This window comes from Micromonospora sp. A3M-1-15, from assembly GCF_024213425.1.
In the GTDB taxonomy this organism is placed as follows: Bacteria; Actinomycetota; Actinomycetes; order Mycobacteriales; family Micromonosporaceae; genus Micromonospora; species Micromonospora chersina.
Map to the genome: position 1 here is coordinate 522,787 of NZ_JANAVK010000004.1, position 16,929 is coordinate 539,715.

The window sequence follows — 16,929 nt, forward strand, 5'->3', positions numbered from 1 at the left end:
CGTGTGGGGTCGGCCCATGCCAATCTCGAAGGGAAAGGACCGGAGATGACACCTCCGCACAACTACCTGGCGGTCATCAAGGTCGTCGGCATCGGGGGCGGTGGCGTGAACGCCGTCAACCGGATGATCGAGGTTGGGCTCAAGGGCGTCGAGTTCATCGCGATCAACACCGATGCGCAGGCGCTGCTGATGAGCGACGCCGACGTCAAGCTCGACGTCGGCCGGGAGCTGACCCGCGGGCTGGGCGCCGGCGCCAATCCGGACGTCGGGAAGAACGCCGCCGAGGACCACCGCGACGAGATCGAGGAGGTGCTCAAGGGCGCCGACATGGTCTTCGTGACCTGCGGCGAGGGCGGCGGCACCGGCACCGGCGGCGCGCCGGTGGTGGCGAACATCGCCCGCAAGCTCGGCGCGCTCACCATCGGCGTGGTCACCCGGCCGTTCTCCTTCGAGGGCAAGCGCCGCCAGGTGCAGGCCGAGTCGGGCATCGAGGAGCTGCGCAACCAGTGCGACACGCTCATCGTGATCCCGAACGACCGGCTGCTCGCGCTCGGCGACCGGAACATCTCCATGATGGACGCCTTCCGCACCGCGGACCAGGTGCTCCTCTCCGGTGTCCAGGGCATCACCGACCTGATCACCACGCCGGGTCTGATCAACCTGGACTTCGCCGACGTGAAGAGCGTCATGAGCGGCGCCGGCAGCGCGCTCATGGGCATCGGCAGCGCCCGCGGCGAGAACCGCGCCGTCGAGGCGGCCGAGGCGGCCATCTCCAGCCCGCTGCTGGAGCAGAGCATGGACGGCGCGCGGGGCGTGCTGCTCTCCATCGCCGGCGGCTCCGACCTGGGCCTGTTCGAGATCAACGACGCCGCCCAGCTGGTCACCGACGCGGCCCACCCGGACGCCAACATCATCTTCGGTGCGGTCATCGACGACGCGCTCGGCGACGAGGTGCGGGTGACCGTGATCGCGGCGGGCTTCGACGGTGGCATGCCGGCGTACAAGGCCGCGGACGCGCCCCGCAAGAGCAACCAGAACCAGCCTGCGCCGCCGAACCCGCCGGTCACGCCGCCGGCCGCCGTGCCGGCGGCCCCGCAGCAGTCGCCGCGCCGGGTGCTGTTCGACGACGTCGACGTGCCGGACTTCCTCAAGAACGGGTCCTGAGCCGCGCCGATGACCGATTCACCGACCACGGTGCGACCCGACCGTCGCGCCGAGCTCGCGGCCGGCCTCGCCCGGGTCCGGGCCCGCATCGCCGACGCCTGCGCGGTGGCCGGCCGGGACCGGGGCGAGGTCACCCTGGTCGCGGTGACCAAGACGTATCCGGCCGCCGACGTGGTCGCGCTGGCTGGGCTCGGTGTGACCGACGTGGGGGAGAACCGCGACCAGGAGGCGGCCCCGAAGGCCGCCGAGGCGGCGGCCGCCGGCGCCACGCCGCGCTGGCACTTCATCGGCCAGCTGCAGCGCAACAAGGCCCGTTCGGTGGTCCGCTACGCCGACGTGGTCCAGTCGGTCGACAGCGTGCGGCTGGCCGTGGCCCTGGACGGCGCCGCGGCCGCCGCCCGGGACCGGCCGCTGGACGTGCTGGTGCAGGTGAGCGTCGACGGCGACCCGGCCCGGGGCGGGGCGCTGCCGGACGCGGCCGACCCGGACCGGGGGCTCGGTGCGGTGGCGGCGGCCGTGGCCGGCGCCGGCGGGTTGCGACTCGCCGGTCTCATGGCGGTCGCCCCGCTGGGCTGGGAGCCGGACCGGGCGTTCGCCCGGCTGGCCGAGGTGGTGGAGCGATTCCGTGTCGACCATCCCGAGGCGACGGTGCTCTCGGCGGGTATGAGCGGGGATCTGGAAATCGCGATCGAATACGGCGCGACACATGTCCGCGTCGGCAGCGCGTTGCTCGGAATGCGCTCCACGCTGCGGTAGCCTGACCGCGAAAGAAGCAAATTACATCAGTGTTGTTCAGGAACGGCGTTCCCGTAGCCGGGGGCCGTGGCGAGCGGACCGCGAATCGCTCGCCGGGGGATTGCCGATCCGGTCCGGTGGGCATCGTTGTCCACTCGTGATCAAGCGACACGGCACGGGGGCGCGTGCCGCACGGCGGACGGAAGGGCGCGGGGATGGGTGCACTGCGCAAGGCGGGGGTCTGGCTCGGTCTCGTCGAGGAGGACGATGAGCGGGCGTACGAGGACGGTGGCTACGACAAGGGTGGCTACCGCGAGTCGCGCTACCGGTCGAGCCGTTACTCGGAGGAGTTCGCCGACGACGAGGACGACGAGTCCGAGGAGCCGCCGGCGACCCGTGGCCGGGTCGGCGACCGTGGCCGGCTGAGCGAGCGCGCGTCGAGCCGCGCCGTCGAGAGCGACCGGGCCGAGGTGGAGCGGCCGGAGCGGACCGAGCGGTCCAGTGTCCGGTCGATCACCCGCTCCGGGGCGGGGGAGACCTCCGGCGCGCTGACCTACCACACCCGCGACAACCTCGCCCTGGCGCCGCAGGCCCAGCCGCGCGAGCGGGCGGTGGTGCCCGAGGACGAGCAGCGCTACCAGATCACCACCCTGCACCCGACCACCTACCGGGAGGCGCGCACCATCGGTGAGCACTTCCGTGACGGCGTACCGGTGATCATCAACCTCACCGAGATGGACGAGGCGGACGCCCGCCGGCTGGTCGACTTCGCCGCCGGACTCGCGTTCGGCCTGCGGGGTACGATCGAGCGCGTGACCAACCGGGTGTTCCTGCTCTCACCGGCCAACGTCCAGGTCACCGCGGAGGACAAGGCCAAGATCGCTGAGGGCGGCTTCTTCAGCCTGAGCTAGCCCGCACGACCGAGGGACGTCGCCTGCCGTGTTGTCGATCCTGTTCCAGGTGCTCTATCTGCTCCTGTATTTCTTCCTGCTCATCCTGTTGGCCCGATTTGTCCTCGGCGCCGTTCTGGCCTATGGTCGCCGCTGGCAACCGGGCCGGGGAGCATCGGCGGGACTGGAAGTCGTGTGGAGCGTCACTGATCCGCCCCTGCGCGCGTTGAGGCGTGTGATCCCACCGCTGCGAATTGGTACCGTGAGCATCGACCTGGCCTCCCTTGTGCTCCTGGTTATCCTGTTCGTGCTGATGGAGTTCGTGTTAGGGCAACTGATCAGAGCTTTCGCCTGACCAGACTGCTTTCGCGGCCGCAACTGACCCGAGGAGTTTCGATGCCGCTGACCCCGGCTGACGTCCACAACGTCGCCTTCAAAAAGCCGCCGATCGGCAAGCGGGGGTATGACGAGGAGGAGGTCGACGCCTTCCTGGACGAGGTCGAGCGCGAGCTCGCCCGTCTGATCGAGGAGAACAACGAGCTGCGCGCCCAGGTGGAGCGCGGCGGTCGGGGCGGCGCTCCCTCCGGCCCCGGCGGCGACCCCCGGCTCGCGGCGGAGCTCAACGACGTCAAGGCCCAGCTCGACCGGGTGCAGCGCGACAAGGCGGCCGCCGAGCAGGCGGCCCGGGCGATGCAGGCCGAGCTGGAGCAGGTCCGCGCCCAGGGTGGCCCGGCGACCTCCGCCGCCGACGGCGAGCAGCAGGCGCTGCGGGTGCTCATGATGGCCCAGCGCACCGCCGACGACCACGTGTCCGACGCCCGCCGCGAGGCCGACCAGCTGCTCTCCGAGGCCCGTTCCAAGGCCGAGGAGGTCACCCGCGAGGCCCGCGCCAAGGCCGACGCCCTGGAGCGGGACGCCCGCCAGCGGCACCAGGAGGCCATGGGCGGCCTGGACGCCAAGCGCACCGCGCTGCAGAAGCACATCGAGGAGCTCAAGCAGTTCGAGCGCGAGTACCGCACCCGCCTCAAGGCGTACCTGGAGAGCCAGCTGCGTGACCTCGACGGTCGCGGCCAGGGCCTCGAGGCCGAGATGACCCGCTCCGAGGGCAACCGCGCCGCGGGCGGCAGCAACGGCCTCGCCGCAGCCGGCCTCGCCGGCTCCTACGGTGGCGGCCGCGCGGGCTCGCTCGAGTCCGGCCGCTGATCCCGCCGTCGGTGGCCGTCCCCGGGGCGGCCACCGACCGCGCAGACCGACACGACGCGGCCGGGGGTGAGCCGTGATAGCCGCCAGCATCCTGCTCATCCTCGTCGCGGTCGTGCTCCTGGTGGCCGGGCTGGCCGGTGGGTCCAGCCCGCTGCTGATCACCTCGATCGCGGCCAGCCTGCTGGCCGCCGTCGCCCTCGTGGCGTTCGCCCGCCAGGCGGCCGCCGCCAAAGCCACGGCGGGCCGGGAGACCGGGCCGCGCCGCCGGACCGCGCCGACCGGCCCGTCCCCCGACGAGTCGGAAACCCCGGTCCCGCACGTTTCGTCGACGGTCGGCGCCGGTGGACCCGGGTGGCGGCAACCACCCGAGCCACCGGCAGCCGACCCGTTCGACCCGCCGGCGACCGCCGGGTTCGACCCGCCGGCCGACCCGTTCGACCCGCTGGCCCAGCCCTACTCGCCCCCCGCACCGCGTGGCCCGTCGGGCGCCGAGACGGCGTTCGACGCCCCGGCGCCCACCTCACCGGTGCCGGACGGCCCGTTCGAGGGGGACCCGCCGGCCGAGTTCCTCTCCGCCGGGGAGGTCGCCCGGCTGGTCCGGCTCGACGGCGAGGTCCGGGTGGTCGACGGCCACCCCCGCTTCCACCTGCCCGGCTGCCCCCACCTGGTGGGCCGGGTCGACGAGCCGCTGCCGGTCGCCGAGGCGGTCGATCTGGGCTTCACCCCGTGTGCCGGCTGCGCACCGGCCACCACCCTGCTCGCCGAGGCCCGGCCGCACTGATCATGGTGACCATGGACGACACGCTCACCGTCGCCGTACGGGTGAAGCCCGGCGCCTCCCGTGCCCGGGTCGGCGGCCGGTTCGACGGCCCGCACGGGCCGGCCCTGGTCATCGCCGTGAACGCGCCCGCGGTGGACGGCCGGGCCACCGAGGCGGCCCGCCGCGCGCTGGCCGACGCGCTCGGCGTCCGGCCGGCGGCGGTCTCCCTGCGGGCCGGCGCGGCCAGCCGGGACAAGCTCTTCCTGGTCGAGCACCCGGCCCCCGGGCTGCCCGACGTGGTCCGGCGTCTGCGCGACGGATCGGCCGGGTGAGGACCCTCCGGACCGGCCCCGCATGACGCCGGGGCTCGACGTCGCGCTCCTGGTGGGTGCGGGCGTCCTGCTCGTCGCCGTGGGGGCGGTGCGCTTCTCCACCCGGCTCGGCGTGCCGAGTCTCCTGGTCTACCTGGCGCTCGGGGTGGCCATCGGCGAGGCCGGCCTGGGCATCCGCTTCGACGACGTCGAGCTGACCCGGGTGCTCGGCTTCTGCGCGCTCATCGTGATCATCGCGGAGGGCGGGCTGAGCGCCCGGTGGAGCACCCTGCGGCCGGTGCTCGGCCTGGCCGCCGCGCTCTCCACGGTCGGCGTGGTGGTGAGCATCCTGGTCGTCGGCGCGGTGGTGCACCTGCTGCTCGGCCTCGACTGGCGGCTGGCGCTGCTCTACGGCGCGGTGCTCTCGTCCACCGACGCGGCGGCCGTCTTCGCCACCCTGCGCCGGCTGCGCCTGCCGCCCCGCCTGGTGGCCACCCTGGAGGCCGAGTCCGGGATCAACGACGCCCCGGTGGTCATCCTGGTCCTGCTGCTGTCCCGGGCCGGGGTGGAGGCCGCCCACCCGTGGTGGCAGGAGGTGCTCCTGGTCGGCTACGAGCTGGGCGCCGGCGCGGCGGTCGGGGTGACCGCCGGGATCGCCGGCCGGTACGCGCTGCGCCGGGCCGCCCTGCCGTCCGCCGGCCTCTACCCGATCGCGGTGGTCGGCTTCACGGTGCTGGCGTACGCGGCCGGCTCGGTGCTGCACGCCTCGGGCTTCCTGGCCGTCTACGTGGCCGGGGTCCTGCTCGGCAACGCCCGGCTGCCGCACCGGCAGGCCATCCTGGGTTTCGCCGACGGGCTGGCCTGGCTGGCCCAGATCGGCCTGTTCGTGCTGCTCGGCCTGCTGGTCTCACCGGGCCGGCTGGCCGCCGCGGTGCTGCCGGCCGTGGTGACCGGGCTGGCCCTGCTGCTGCTCGCCCGGCCGCTGTCGGTGGCGGTCTCCGCGTTGCCGTTCCGGTTCCGGGTGCGCGAGCAGCTCTTCCTGTCCTGGGCCGGGCTGCGCGGGGCGGTGCCGATCGTGCTGGCCACCATCCCGCTCTCGCTGCGGGTGCCGGGCGCCGACCGGCTCTTCGACGCGGTCTTCGTGCTGGTGGTGATCTTCACGCTGCTCCAGGCCGGGACCCTCGCGCCGGCGGCCCGCCGGCTCGGGGTGACCGCGCCGGCCGAGGCGGCGGAGATCCTGCTGGAGACGGCCCCGCTGGAGCGGATGCGGGCCGACCTGCTCCAGTTGGAGGTGCCGCCGGGCTCCCGGCTGGGCGGGGTGCACGTGGACGAGCTGCGGCTGCCGGTGGGCGCCTCGGTGACCCTGGTGCTGCGCGACGGGGTGGGTTTCGTGCCCGGCCCGGACACCCGGTTGAAGGTCGGCGACAGCCTGCTCATCGTGGCCACCGCGGAGGTGCGGGACGAGGCGGAGCGGCGACTGCGGGCGGTGAGCCGGCGGGGTCGGCTGGCCCGGTGGTTTGGCGAGTACGGCGAGGACCGGACGACCTGATCTGCTAGCGTTCCCTTTGCCCCAATTGGTGGCTGTTCGGGGCTGAATCGCGGTGCGACGGTGCGGCACGTTGTCGGACGCCTGTACGTTCCGTATTCTTGCCACCCTCCGGAGTGCGCGGCCCTGTCGCCGCGCGCCCGTTCTGTACATGGGGGACGCCGACGCCGGCGGTCCCCGCCCAGGCACGCTGACCGCCGCGGCACGCGGCTGAGGGAGCTGACGATGGCGAAGCCAGCCGACACCAGGACCGCCGGCCGCAAGCCGGTGGCGAAGGCCACCCGCAGCGCCGCGGAGACCGAGAAGATCCGGGCCGCCCTGGCGGCACGGCGGGACGAGCTCAACGCCGAGTACGATCAGACGCTGAGCGAGATCACCGAGCTGCAGCGCGACCGGCTGACCGACTCGGCCGGGGACGACCAGGCCGACACCGGCACCAAGACGTTCGAGCGCGAGCAGGAGATCTCACTCGCCAACAGCATCAAGGAGCGGATCACGCAGGTCGAGCGCGCGCTGGAGCGGCTCGACGAGGGTGGCTACGGCTGGTGCGAGCGGTGCGGCAACCCGATCCCGGTGGAGCGGCTCGCCGCCTTCCCGTCGGCCACTCTCTGCGTGAGCTGCAAGCAGCTGGAGGAGCGGCGCTGACATCCGTTCCCCGGCGGCCGTACGGCAGACGGTGACCGCCACCGTCGCGAGCGTCGATGGGGAGCAGATGACCGCAGCACCGCCCGCCGGGTCCGGCACGGCCGACCCGGGCACCGGCACGCCCCGCCGCAAGGCGACCGGCCTGCTGCTCGGCGTGGCCCTGACCTCGCTCGTCGCCGACCTGGTCACCAAGCAGCTCGCGCTCTCGGAGCTGACGGGGCGGGGGCCGGTGTCGCTGCTCGGCGGCGCGGTCTACCTCAGCCTGACCCGCAACAGCGGCGCCGCGTGGAGCATCGGCTCCGACCACACCTGGGTCTTCCCGCTGATCACCATCGGCGTGGTCGCCTGGATCGCCTGGATGGCGCTGCGGCTGCGGTCGCTGCCCTGGGCCGTGTCGCTCGGGCTGGTGCTGGGCGGGGCGCTGGGCAACCTCACCGACCGGATCTTCCGCGCCCCCGGGCACTTCGTCGGGCACGTGGTCGACATGGTCAGCCTCTTCGACCCGTACGGGCAGGTCTGGCCGGTGTTCAACCTGGCCGACAGCTCGCTGGTCTGCGGCGTGCTGCTGGCGGTGTTCCTGGAGCTGACCGGCCGGCAGCGGGACGGCTCCCGGGCCACCGCCGAGCGGTCCGCCGACGAGACCCCCGCCGAGCAGCGGGAGCGCGCGTGACCTCCGCGTTCGCCGCCGGCGGCGACCACCGGTCCCTGCCCGTCCCCGACGGGCTCGACGGCATGCGGCTGGACCAGGCCGTGTCCCGGCTCTTCGGGCTGTCCCGCACGGCCGCGGCGGCGCTCGTCGACGCCGGGGACGCGCTCGTCGACGGCGCGGCCCGGCCCAACTCGCACAAGGTCAAGGCGGGCTCCTGGCTGGAGGTCACGCTGCCCGCGCCGGCCGCCCCGCCGACCGTGGTGCCGCAGGCCGTGCCCGGCCTCACCGTGGTCTACGCCGACGACGACATCGTGGTGGTGGACAAGCCGGTCGGGGTGGCCGCCCACCCCAGCCCCGGCTGGACCGGCCCGACCGTGATCGGCGGGCTGGCCGGCATCGGCCACCGGATCTCCACGAGCGGGGCCGCCGAGCGGCAGGGCGTGGTGCACCGGCTCGACGTGGGCACCACCGGCGTCATGGTGGTGGCCAAGAGCGAGCAGGCGTACACCGCGTTGAAGCGGGCGTTCAAGTACCGCGAGGTGGAGAAGCGCTACCACGCCGTGGTGCAGGGCCACCCGGACCCGCTGCGCGGCACCATCGACGCGCCGATCGACAGGCACCCGCACCACGACTACCGCTGGGCGGTGGTCTCCGGCGGCAAGCCGAGCATCACCCACTACGACACCCTCGAGGCGTTTCCCTCGGCCAGCCTGCTCGACGTGCGGCTGGAGACCGGGCGTACCCACCAGATCCGGGTGCACTTCTCCACGCTGCGGCACCCCTGCGTGGGCGACCTCACCTACGGCGCCGACCCGACCCTGTCCGCCCGGCTCGGCCTGAGCCGGCAGTGGCTGCACGCGCACTCGCTGAGCTTCCTGCACCCGCGCACCGGCGACGAGGTCACGTTCGTCAGCGAGTACCCGGACGACCTGGCCCGGGCGCTGGAGATCCTGCGCGACTGACCCGCCGATGACGACCGACACCGAGCCGCCGCGCCGGTCGCGCTCCGGCACGCTCACCTGGCTCGCCCTGGCCTGCGCGCTCGTGGTGCTGGTGGTCGCCGTCGCGCAGCGGGGGGACCGGCCGGTGGGGGACCGCACGGTGGGCGAGGTGACCCGGGTCGGGGTGGCCGATGGCGACGCGGTCCCGGCCTACCTGCGCGCCGCCGCCGACGAGCTGGCCCGGCTCGACGCCCCGGCGCCGGGCAGCTACGCCCTGGTCTCGTTCGCCGCGTACCTGACGCCGGCGCAGGTGGCGACCGCGCTGGGCGGCGCCCCGGTCTCGGCGGTGGTGGCCCGGGTGCCGGTGCCCGGGCGGCAGACCGAGATCGTCCGGATCGCCGCGCTGCACCTGCCCGACGACGTGGTCGCCGGGATGGCCGAGGTGGCCGGGCGCAAGGACCGGGAGGCCGCCGACTACCGGGCGCGCGCCGCCGCCCCGGCGGCCACCGCCGATCCCGAGCTGCGCCGGGTGTACGACACCGGGGCCGCGGTGGCGGCGCGGGAGGCGGCCGGCTACCGGGCCGGCTGCGCGTGCGTCTACGCCGCCGTGGTCCGGGACGCCCCGGACGCCCTGCGGGCGCTGGCCGCCCGACCCGGCGTCCGCGCGGTCGACCCCGCCCCGGAGGTGATCCGGTTGGACCGGACGGTGTTCACCCCGCCGCTGCCGGAGCAGCGGGACGTGGCCCGGCCGCCGGCCGACACCGGGCTCGCGCCGAGCGCCGGTATGGGCGATTCGTCGGAAGCCGCACCGACGGTGACCGGATCCTCACCGGCCGCCGGCCGGCCCGCCACCGGAGCGGGACCGCCCAATCCCGCTCCCACCTCCTGAGACATGCTGGTGGGCGGCCTCGGGCCCCGGGCGGCGGTGAGGAGGGCCACCGGGGGATGTGCGAACCGGGGTGTGGTCCGAATAGGGTTTCGTTCGTAGCCTGTCAGGCGGAGATCGATGGGCTGGGGGAGGGGCGAGGCCTTGGACGGCAGCGAGACCGGTTGGGGTCGGCAGGCTGAGCCGGCACCACGGTGGCGGGCGCTGCTCGACCGGGCCCGGCTCGCCGGTCGCGGCGCGGAGCACCACGACGTCGACCACCGCGCCGAGGAGAACCCGGCGCCGCCCCCGGAGACGCTGCCCCGGCGCGCCGCCGGCACCGGTTGGACGGGCCGGGCGCAGGCCGTCGCCCGCCCCGCCGACCCGTCCTTCGGCGCCGAACCGGCCTACCGGGTCGAGGCGACCTACCGGGTGGAGCCGGCCTACCGGGTCGACCCGCGCTACGGCGGCGAGCCGGCGTACCAGGCGGAGCCCGCCTACCGCGCCGAGCCGGAGCCGCGCGCCGAGCCGTCCTGGCGGGCCGAGCCGGTCCGCCCGCCGGAGCCGGGCTACCCCGAGCCCCCGCCACGCGGCCGCGGCACCGCCTCGGTCGAGTCCCGGTACGCCCTGCTCGACGGCGGCTACCAGCCCGACCCGCCCCCGGCGGAGTCCCGCTACGCGCTGCTGGACCGGGGCCGCTACCGCCCGGAGGCCCAGCCGGCCCCCGAGCCGGCCCGCATCGAACCGCCCCGGATCGAGCCGGCGCGGGTGGAGTGGCGCGCCCCGGAGCCGGAGACCGAGCTGGAGCGCGCGGCCGGGGTGCTCCGCCGCGAGCTGGGCGGGCCCCGGGTGCTCGCCTTCGCCAACCCCAAGGGCGGCGTGCACAAGACCACCGCCACCGTGCTCGCCGCGGCCACGGTGGGCAGCGTCCGCGGGCGCGGGGTGCTCGCCTGGGACGACAACGAGCTGCGCGGCACCCTCGGCCTGCGCGCCGGCAGCGCCCGACATGCCCGCACCATCCGGCACCTGATCCACGACCTCGCGCAGATCGAGATCCTGGAGGGCGCCACCCTGCTGGAGCACCTCGACGACTACCTCCGGCACGCGTCCGACGGCTCGTACGACGTGCTGGCCGGCGAGGAGAGCCCGCGCTTCGCCCAGCGCCTGGACCAGTTCACCGTCAAGCGGGTGCTGGAGCTGCTGCGCCGCACCCACGACGTGGTCTGCGTCGACACCGGCAACAACGTGGAGAGCCCCAACTGGCGCACCGTCATGCAGGCGGCCGACCAGCTCGTGGTGACCACCGTGCCCCGCGAGGACGCCGCGTTCAGCGCCGACTGGATGCTCGACCTGCTGCACGAGGAGGGCATGGGCGAGCTGGCCGACAACGCGGTCACCCTCATCTCCTGCCCCACCCCCGGTCGCACCCCGCTGCAGGACGACCTGGAGCGGCACTTCGCCACCCGCACGCGGGCGGTGGCCGTGGTGCCCTACGACCCGGCGCTGGAGACCGGCTCCTCGATCGAGTACCACCAGCTCCAGGCGGAGACCCGGCAGGGCTGGCTCAAGGCCGCCTCGGTGATGCTGGAACCGTTCGCCCGGTGACCGCCACCGCCGCCCCGCGCCGCCCCGCCGCCTGAGAGGATCACCGGGTGAGTCCGGACACCCCTGATCCCGAGCGGGTCGCCGACGGTCCCGGCGCGCCCGGCGCCGCCCGCCCGCCGGCCGGCGCGGAGAACGTTCCGACCGACGACACGGGAAGCGCCCCGACCGGCACGGAGGGCCACCCGCCCGGCCGGTCCCCGGGCGAGGGCGAGCCCCCCGGCTGGCCCGGCGGCCTGCCGGTGCCCGCCGGCACCCCGGTGACCGCGCCCGGCGCGGACCCGCTCGCCGGCTGGCCCGGCGTGGCCGGGGCCGTGCCCGGCGCGCCGGCCGCCACCCGGCGGGCCGGCGGCCGGGCCACCGCCGTCGCGCTCGGCGCGGCGCTGCTGCTGGCCGTGCTCGGGGCGCCCCTGGGCCTGCTCTGGGCGCTGGTGGCCCCCGGCACGCCGGTGCGGATGACCGCCGAGGGCGCCGTCTACGCCACCCCGCAACCGGAGCAGCCGATCGCCGCGGACGGCTGGTTCAGCCTGCTCGGGCTCGGCTTCGGGGTGCTCGCCGCGATCACCCTCTGGGTGGTGCTGCGCCGCCGGCGTGGCCCGGCCGGCCTGGTCGCCGGGACGCTCGGCGGGCTCGGCGCGGCGGTCGTGGCCTGGCAGGTCGGCCGCCGGATCGGGCTCGGCACCTTCCAGCGGCTGCTGGACACCGCCCCGCCCGGTACCGACTTCACCAAGCCCGCCGACCTGCGCGCCGGCGGGATCGACTGGTACGGGCCGCTGCCCGTCCCGCACGGCAACCTGCTGCTGGCGGCGTTCGGCGCGGCCGTGACGTACACCCTGCTGGCCGGCTGGTCGCGGTGGCCGTCGCTGCGGCCGGAGCCGCAGTGGGACGGCGGCTGGGCGCCCGGCGGCCCGGGGATCAGTTCGGAGCCGGGGGACCAGCCAGCTCGCTGAGCGGCACCGGGACCGCACGGACCTCGCGCAGCAGGGTGGTCTCCCGGTGCAGCAGCCGCAGCTCGGCCCGGAGCCGGCCGGCGGTGTCGTCGATGGCGAGCAGCCGCTGCCGGTCGTCGACGGTCAGCGCCGCGGTGGCGGCGACCAGGTGCGACAGCACCGTGGGGTCCTCCGGCAGCTGCTCGGAGATCTCCTGCGGGTCCGGCCGCACCAGGTTCAGGTACTGCCGGAAGACCGAGATCACCCGGGCGGCCAGCAGGTCGGCCACCTCGTCGGCGCCGGCCGGCTCGGGCAGCCACTCCACCTCGGCGGTCAGGTACGGCGCGGCGGCGTCGTCGACCTCGGCGACGCGGAACCGCCGCCGGCCCACGGTGACGATGTCGAACCCGCCGTCCGCCAGCTCGGTGACCTGCCGCAGCTCGGCGGTGCAGCCCACCTCGTGCAGGGTGACCTCGCCGCCGGCGGGGTCGGAGCGGCCCGGCGGCCCGGCCGGCGCGACCTCCCAGCCGGCCCGGATGGCCACCACCCCGAACTCGCGCGGCGCGCCCTCGGGCAGCCCGACGAGGTGGCGCACCAGCGCCCGGTAGCGCTCCTCGAAGATGTGCAGCGGGAGGACCAGCCCCGGGAAGAGGACCGTCCCGAGCGGGAAAACCGGCAGCCGTGCGGTCACGTGATCGAGAGTATCCCGAGCGCGCCGCGGCGGCGTGTCCCGGCTCACCGTCCCGGCGTACGGGCGGCTCCGGTCGGCGCGCGGGCGGGCAGCCTAGACTCGCAAGCGTGTTGAATCGGATCGACCTGCGCGGCGGCGCGCGCGACCCGCGCCGCCTGCTGCCCCGTGCCCAGCTCGACGTCTCCGTGGCCGTCGAGAGGATCCGCCCGCTCGTGGAGGCGGTCCGGGAGCATGGGTACCCGGCGATCCGGGAGGCGAGCGAACGGTTCGACGGGGTCTCTCCCGAGCGCCTGCGGGTGCCGGTCGAGGTGATCCGCGCCGCCGAGGACACCCTCGACCCGCAGGTCCGCGCCGCGCTGCTGGAGTCGATCACGCGGGCCCGCAAGGTCCACGCCGACCAGCGCCGCGTCGACCACACCACCCAGGTGGTGCCGGGCGGCACGGTGACCGAGCGCTGGGTGCCGGTCGACCGGGTGGGCCTCTACGTCCCCGGCGGCCTGGCCATGTACCCGTCGACCGTGGTGATGAACGTGGTCCCCGCCCAGGCGGCCGGGGTCCGCTCGCTGGTGGTGGTCAGCCCGCCGCAGAAGGACAACGGCGGTCTGCCCGACCAGCGGGTCCTCGCCGCCTGCGCCCTGCTCGGCGTCGACGAGGTCTACGCCGTCGGCGGCGCGCAGGCCGTGGCCATGCTGGCGTACGGCGCGACCGTCGACCCCGAGGGCGCCGAGCGCTGCGAGCCCGTCGACATGATCACCGGCCCCGGCAACATCTGGGTGACCGCCGCGAAGCGGCTGCTGCGCGGCGTGGTCGGCATCGACGCCGAGGCCGGCCCCACCGAGATCGCCATCCTGGCCGACGACACGGCCGACCCGGCGCACGTCGCCGCCGACCTGATCAGCCAGGCCGAGCACGACCCCCTCGCGGCCAGCGTGCTGGTCACCCCGTCGGTGGCGCTCGCCGACGCGGTCGACGCCGAACTGGCCCGGCAGGTGCCGGCGGCCAAGCACGCCGAGCGGATCGGCACCGCCCTGCGCGGCGAGCAGAGCGGCGTCGTCCTCGTCGACGACCTCGAGGCCGGGCTGCGGGTGGTCGACGCGTACGCGGCCGAGCACCTGGAGATCCAGACCGTCGACGCCCGCGAGTGGGCGCTGCGGGTGCGCAACGCCGGTGCCATCTTCGTGGGCGCCTGGTCGCCGGTGTCGCTCGGCGACTACTGCGCCGGCTCCAACCACGTGCTGCCCACCGGCGGCTGCGCCCGGCACTCCTCCGGCCTGTCGGTGCAGTCCTTCCTGCGCGGCGTCCACCTCGTGGAGTACACGCGGGACGCGCTGCGCGAGGTGGCCCCGCACGTGGTCACCCTGTCCGGCGTCGAGGACCTGCCGGCGCACGGCCAGGCGGTCAGCGTGCGGTTCCCGGGGGCGACCTCGTGACCACCCTCGACGACCTGCCGATCCGCGACGACCTGCGGGGTCTGACGCCGTACGGGGCGCCGCAGCTCGACGTGCCGGTGCGGCTGAACACCAACGAGAACTCCTACCCGGTGCCCGAGCCGGTGGTGGAGGCGATCGGCAAGGCCCTCTCCGCCGAGCTGCGCGACCTCAACCGCTACCCCGACCGGGACGCCGTGGCGCTCCGCGCCGACCTCGCGGAATACCTGGGCCACGGGCTCACCGTCGACCAGGTGTGGGCGGCCAACGGCTCCAACGAGATCCAGCAGCAGCTGCTCCAGGCGTTCGGCGGCCCCGGGCGCACCGCGCTCGGCTTCACCCCGGCGTACTCGATGCACCCGCTGCTGGCGCTCGGCACCGGCACCGGCTGGATCCCGGCCGCCCGCGACGCGGACTTCGGGCTGACCGCCGCCGACGCGGTCGCCCAGGTCCGGGCGCACCGGCCCGACGTGGTCTTCCTCTGCTCGCCGAACAACCCGACCGGCACCGCGCTCGACCCGGCCGTGGTGGCCGCCGTGCTGGCCGAGGCGCCCGGCATGGTGGTCGTGGACGAGGCGTACGCCGAGTTCGCCCGGCCCGGCACGGTGAGCGCGCTGGCCGTGCTGCCCGGGCACCCCCGGCTGGTGGTGACGCGGACCATGAGCAAGGCGTTCGGCTTCGCCGGTGGCCGGCTCGGCTACCTGGCCGCCGACCCGGCCGTGGTGCGGGCCGTGCAGCTGGTCCGGCTGCCGTACCACCTCTCGGCGCTGACCCAGGTCGCCGCCCGCGCGGCGCTGGCCCACCGCGACGCCCTGCTCGGCACGGTCGCCGCGATCATGGAGCAGCGCGACCGGATCGTCGCCGAGCTGCGCGCCCGCGGGCGCCGGGTGGCCGACAGCGACGCCAACTTCGTGCTCTTCGAGGTCGGCGGCGACCAGGCCGCCGCGTGGCGCACCCTGCTCGACGCCGGCGTGCTGGTCCGCGACGTCGGCCTGCCCGGCTGGCTGCGGGTCACCGCCGGCACTCCCGCCGAGACCGACGCCTTTTTGTCTGCAATGGAGAAGTTGTCATGAGCCGGACCGCCCGGGTGGAGCGGATCACCAAGGAGACCAAGGTCCTCGTCGAGATCGACCTCGACGGCACCGGCAAGGCCGACATCGAGACCGGCGTCGGCTTCTACGACCACATGCTGAACCAGATCGCCCGGCACGGCGGCTTCGACCTGACCGTGCACACCGTCGGCGACCTGGAGATCGACGCCCACCACACCATGGAGGACACCGCGCTGGCCCTGGGCGCCGCGTTCGACCAGGCGCTGGGGGACAAGGCCGGCATCCGGCGGTACGGCTCGGCCACCGTCCCCATGGACGAGGTGCTGGTCCGGGCCGCCGTCGACCTCTCCGGCCGGCCGTACGTGGTGCACGACGAGCCGGTGCTCGCGCCGTACATCGGGCCGGTCTACCCGACCAGCATGACGCGGCACATCTGGGAGTCGTTCGGCCAGTCCGCCCGGGTCACCCTGCACGTGGACGTGCTGCGGGCGGCCCGGCCCGGCGGCAACCCGGACGCCCACCACGTCGTCGAGGCCCAGTTCAAGGCGGTCTCCCGGGCGCTGCGCGAGGCCACGTCGATCGACCCGCGGTCGGCCGGCGCGATCCCGAGCACGAAGGGTGCCCTCTGATGGGGCGGGCGCTGCCGACGCTGCTGCTGATCCTGGCCGGGGTGCTGGTCGGTGGGACCTGGTCGCTCTACAAGCAGGGCGCCGCCCGCCCCGCGGTGGTGGTCACCGGGCTGCTGGCCGTGCTGGCCACCGCCGGCGGGCTGCTCTGGCTGCTGCCGGGGGAGGGTTCGTGAGCAGGCGTGTCGTGGTGCTCGACTACGGCTCGGGCAACCTGCGCTCGGCCGAGCGTGCCCTGGAGCGGGCCGGCGCCGACGTCACCGTCACGGCCGACCTGACCGCCGCCGCCGAGGCCGAGGGCCTGGTGGTGCCGGGTGTCGGCGCGTTCGCGGCGTGCATGGCCGGGATCGAGGAGCTGGGCGCGGGGCCGGTCATCGCCGAGCGGGTGGCCGCCGGCCGCCCGGTGCTCGGCATCTGCGTGGGCATGCAGGTGCTCTTCGAGCACGGCGACGAGCACGGCGTGGTCACGAAGGGGCTCGGGCTGCTGCCCGGCGGGGTGACCAAGCTGCCCGCGCCGCGGCTGCCGCACATGGGCTGGAACACGGTGCACGCGCCGGCCGGCTCGGTGCTCTTCGCCGGCCTGCCGGCGGACGCCCGGTTCTACTTCGTCCACTCCTACGGGGTGACCGCACCGGCGGCGCTGGCCGCCGCGGGGGCCACCGTCACCACCGCCCACCACGGCACCGACTTCGTCGCCGGGGTCGAGCGCGGCGCGCTGTCGGCGGCCCAGTTCCACCCGGAGAAGTCGGCCGACACCGGGGCGGCGCTGCTGCGCAACTGGCTCGGCACACTGTGAGCGCGAGGAGTGAGCCGGGGTTGCGAGCCCCGCAGTCGCGAACGAACGGTGGCGCGGTGTGAGCGCGAGGAGTGAGCCGGGGTTGCGAGCCCCGCAG

The 16,929-nt window shown here is 75.2% G+C and carries 20 protein-coding genes; 19 read left to right on the forward strand and 1 reads right to left on the reverse strand.

Features of this window, described 5'->3' with window-relative positions:
• The first annotated feature begins 45 nt into the window (after positions 1-45).
• The 14 genes from ftsZ (at position 46) to NLX85_RS22955 (ending at position 12,261) form a co-directional block, all read left to right on the forward strand.
• Positions 46-1,164, forward strand: coding sequence for a cell division protein FtsZ (gene ftsZ, locus NLX85_RS22890; RefSeq protein WP_254338341.1), 1,119 nt, complete (start codon positions 46-48; stop codon positions 1,162-1,164).
• A gap of 9 nt (positions 1,165-1,173) precedes the next feature.
• Complete coding sequence (locus NLX85_RS22895; protein ID WP_254338342.1) at positions 1,174-1,920, forward strand: YggS family pyridoxal phosphate-dependent enzyme; 747 nt, start codon at positions 1,174-1,176, stop codon at positions 1,918-1,920.
• Between the two features lie 194 nt (positions 1,921-2,114).
• Entirely contained in the window at positions 2,115-2,810 is a 696-nt protein-coding gene (locus NLX85_RS22900; RefSeq protein WP_254338343.1) for a cell division protein SepF, read from the forward strand.
• Between the two features lie 28 nt (positions 2,811-2,838).
• Complete coding sequence (locus NLX85_RS22905) at positions 2,839-3,144, forward strand: YggT family protein (protein WP_091320368.1); 306 nt, start codon at positions 2,839-2,841, stop codon at positions 3,142-3,144.
• Between the two features lie 41 nt (positions 3,145-3,185).
• Positions 3,186-3,992, forward strand: coding sequence for a DivIVA domain-containing protein (locus NLX85_RS22910; RefSeq protein ID WP_254338344.1), 807 nt, complete (start codon positions 3,186-3,188; stop codon positions 3,990-3,992).
• A 73-nt stretch (positions 3,993-4,065) separates the two neighbouring features.
• Positions 4,066-4,773 carry a hypothetical protein gene (locus NLX85_RS22915; protein ID WP_254338345.1) on the forward strand — a complete coding sequence of 236 codons (708 nt, stop codon included), beginning with the start codon at positions 4,066-4,068 and terminating at the stop codon, positions 4,771-4,773.
• Positions 4,774-4,775: 2 nt separating this feature from the next.
• Positions 4,776-5,084 (forward strand): DUF167 domain-containing protein, encoded by a 309-nt coding sequence (locus tag NLX85_RS22920; RefSeq protein ID WP_374628248.1) that lies wholly within the window; start codon positions 4,776-4,778, stop codon positions 5,082-5,084.
• Between the two features lie 22 nt (positions 5,085-5,106).
• On the forward strand, positions 5,107-6,612 hold the full coding sequence (locus NLX85_RS22925) for a potassium/proton antiporter (protein WP_254338347.1): 1,506 nt from the start codon (positions 5,107-5,109) through the stop codon (positions 6,610-6,612).
• 222 nt (positions 6,613-6,834) lie between these two features.
• Positions 6,835-7,254, forward strand: coding sequence for a TraR/DksA C4-type zinc finger protein (locus NLX85_RS22930; RefSeq protein WP_091268039.1), 420 nt, complete (start codon positions 6,835-6,837; stop codon positions 7,252-7,254).
• Positions 7,255-7,321: 67 nt separating this feature from the next.
• Positions 7,322-7,924, forward strand: coding sequence for a signal peptidase II (gene lspA, locus NLX85_RS22935; RefSeq protein WP_254338349.1), 603 nt, complete (start codon positions 7,322-7,324; stop codon positions 7,922-7,924).
• On the forward strand, positions 7,921-8,865 hold the full coding sequence (locus NLX85_RS22940; RefSeq protein ID WP_254338351.1) for an RluA family pseudouridine synthase: 945 nt from the start codon (positions 7,921-7,923) through the stop codon (positions 8,863-8,865). The genes lspA and NLX85_RS22940 overlap by 4 nt, the downstream gene beginning before the upstream one ends.
• A gap of 7 nt (positions 8,866-8,872) precedes the next feature.
• Positions 8,873-9,733, forward strand: coding sequence for a hypothetical protein (locus tag NLX85_RS22945; RefSeq protein WP_254338352.1), 861 nt, complete (start codon positions 8,873-8,875; stop codon positions 9,731-9,733).
• 141 nt (positions 9,734-9,874) lie between these two features.
• Positions 9,875-11,314, forward strand: a complete 1,440-nt coding sequence (locus NLX85_RS22950) for an AAA family ATPase (RefSeq protein WP_374628252.1) — start codon at positions 9,875-9,877, stop codon at positions 11,312-11,314.
• 47 nt (positions 11,315-11,361) lie between these two features.
• Positions 11,362-12,261 (forward strand): DUF2567 domain-containing protein, encoded by a 900-nt coding sequence (locus NLX85_RS22955; RefSeq protein WP_308210791.1) that lies wholly within the window; start codon positions 11,362-11,364, stop codon positions 12,259-12,261.
• On the opposite strand, the gene NLX85_RS22960 is transcribed toward NLX85_RS22955, so the two are convergent.
• Entirely contained in the window at positions 12,227-12,931 is a 705-nt protein-coding gene (locus tag NLX85_RS22960; RefSeq protein ID WP_254338356.1) for an LON peptidase substrate-binding domain-containing protein, read from the reverse strand. The two genes, NLX85_RS22955 and NLX85_RS22960, sit on opposite strands and share 35 nt — an antisense overlap.
• Before the next feature lie 107 nt (positions 12,932-13,038).
• On the opposite strand from NLX85_RS22960, the gene hisD reads away from it, so the two are divergent.
• Genes hisD through hisH form a run of 5 tightly spaced genes read left to right on the forward strand, consistent with a single transcriptional unit; the run spans position 13,039 to position 16,832 of the window.
• The gene (gene hisD / locus NLX85_RS22965; RefSeq protein WP_254338358.1) at positions 13,039-14,361 is read left to right on the forward strand and encodes a histidinol dehydrogenase; all 1,323 of its coding nucleotides are present in this window, start codon (positions 13,039-13,041) and stop codon (positions 14,359-14,361) included.
• Positions 14,358-15,431, forward strand: coding sequence for a histidinol-phosphate transaminase (locus NLX85_RS22970; protein WP_254338360.1), 1,074 nt, complete (start codon positions 14,358-14,360; stop codon positions 15,429-15,431). Before hisD ends, NLX85_RS22970 begins: the two co-directional genes overlap by 4 nt.
• Positions 15,428-16,039: an imidazoleglycerol-phosphate dehydratase HisB gene (gene hisB, locus NLX85_RS22975; protein ID WP_254338362.1), complete on the forward strand. Its 612-nt coding sequence runs from the start codon at positions 15,428-15,430 to the stop codon at positions 16,037-16,039. The genes NLX85_RS22970 and hisB overlap by 4 nt, the downstream gene beginning before the upstream one ends.
• Positions 16,039-16,212 (forward strand): hypothetical protein, encoded by a 174-nt coding sequence (locus NLX85_RS22980; RefSeq protein ID WP_167544604.1) that lies wholly within the window; start codon positions 16,039-16,041, stop codon positions 16,210-16,212. The genes hisB and NLX85_RS22980 overlap by 1 nt, the downstream gene beginning before the upstream one ends.
• Positions 16,209-16,832 (forward strand): imidazole glycerol phosphate synthase subunit HisH, encoded by a 624-nt coding sequence (hisH, locus tag NLX85_RS22985; protein ID WP_254338364.1) that lies wholly within the window; start codon positions 16,209-16,211, stop codon positions 16,830-16,832. Before NLX85_RS22980 ends, hisH begins: the two co-directional genes overlap by 4 nt.
• Positions 16,833-16,929: the final 97 nt, after the last annotated feature.

What these genes read in the sequence shown, in the direction of transcription:
- ftsZ (WP_254338341.1), top strand. Translation starts at nt 46, where the DNA reads ATGACACCTCCGCACAACTACCTGGCGGTCATCAAGGTCGTCGGCATC.
- NLX85_RS22895 (WP_254338342.1), top strand. Translation starts at nt 1,174, where the DNA reads ATGACCGATTCACCGACCACGGTGCGACCCGACCGTCGCGCCGAGCTC.
- NLX85_RS22900 (WP_254338343.1), top strand. Translation starts at nt 2,115, where the DNA reads ATGGGTGCACTGCGCAAGGCGGGGGTCTGGCTCGGTCTCGTCGAGGAG.
- NLX85_RS22910 (WP_254338344.1), top strand. Translation starts at nt 3,186, where the DNA reads ATGCCGCTGACCCCGGCTGACGTCCACAACGTCGCCTTCAAAAAGCCG.
- NLX85_RS22920 (WP_374628248.1), top strand. Translation starts at nt 4,776, where the DNA reads ATGGTGACCATGGACGACACGCTCACCGTCGCCGTACGGGTGAAGCCC.
- NLX85_RS22925 (WP_254338347.1), top strand. Translation starts at nt 5,107, where the DNA reads ATGACGCCGGGGCTCGACGTCGCGCTCCTGGTGGGTGCGGGCGTCCTG.
- NLX85_RS22930 (WP_091268039.1), top strand. Translation starts at nt 6,835, where the DNA reads ATGGCGAAGCCAGCCGACACCAGGACCGCCGGCCGCAAGCCGGTGGCG.
- lspA (WP_254338349.1), top strand. Translation starts at nt 7,322, where the DNA reads ATGACCGCAGCACCGCCCGCCGGGTCCGGCACGGCCGACCCGGGCACC.
- NLX85_RS22945 (WP_254338352.1), top strand. Translation starts at nt 8,873, where the DNA reads ATGACGACCGACACCGAGCCGCCGCGCCGGTCGCGCTCCGGCACGCTC.
- hisB (WP_254338362.1), top strand. Translation starts at nt 15,428, where the DNA reads ATGAGCCGGACCGCCCGGGTGGAGCGGATCACCAAGGAGACCAAGGTC.
- NLX85_RS22980 (WP_167544604.1), top strand. Translation starts at nt 16,039, where the DNA reads ATGGGGCGGGCGCTGCCGACGCTGCTGCTGATCCTGGCCGGGGTGCTG.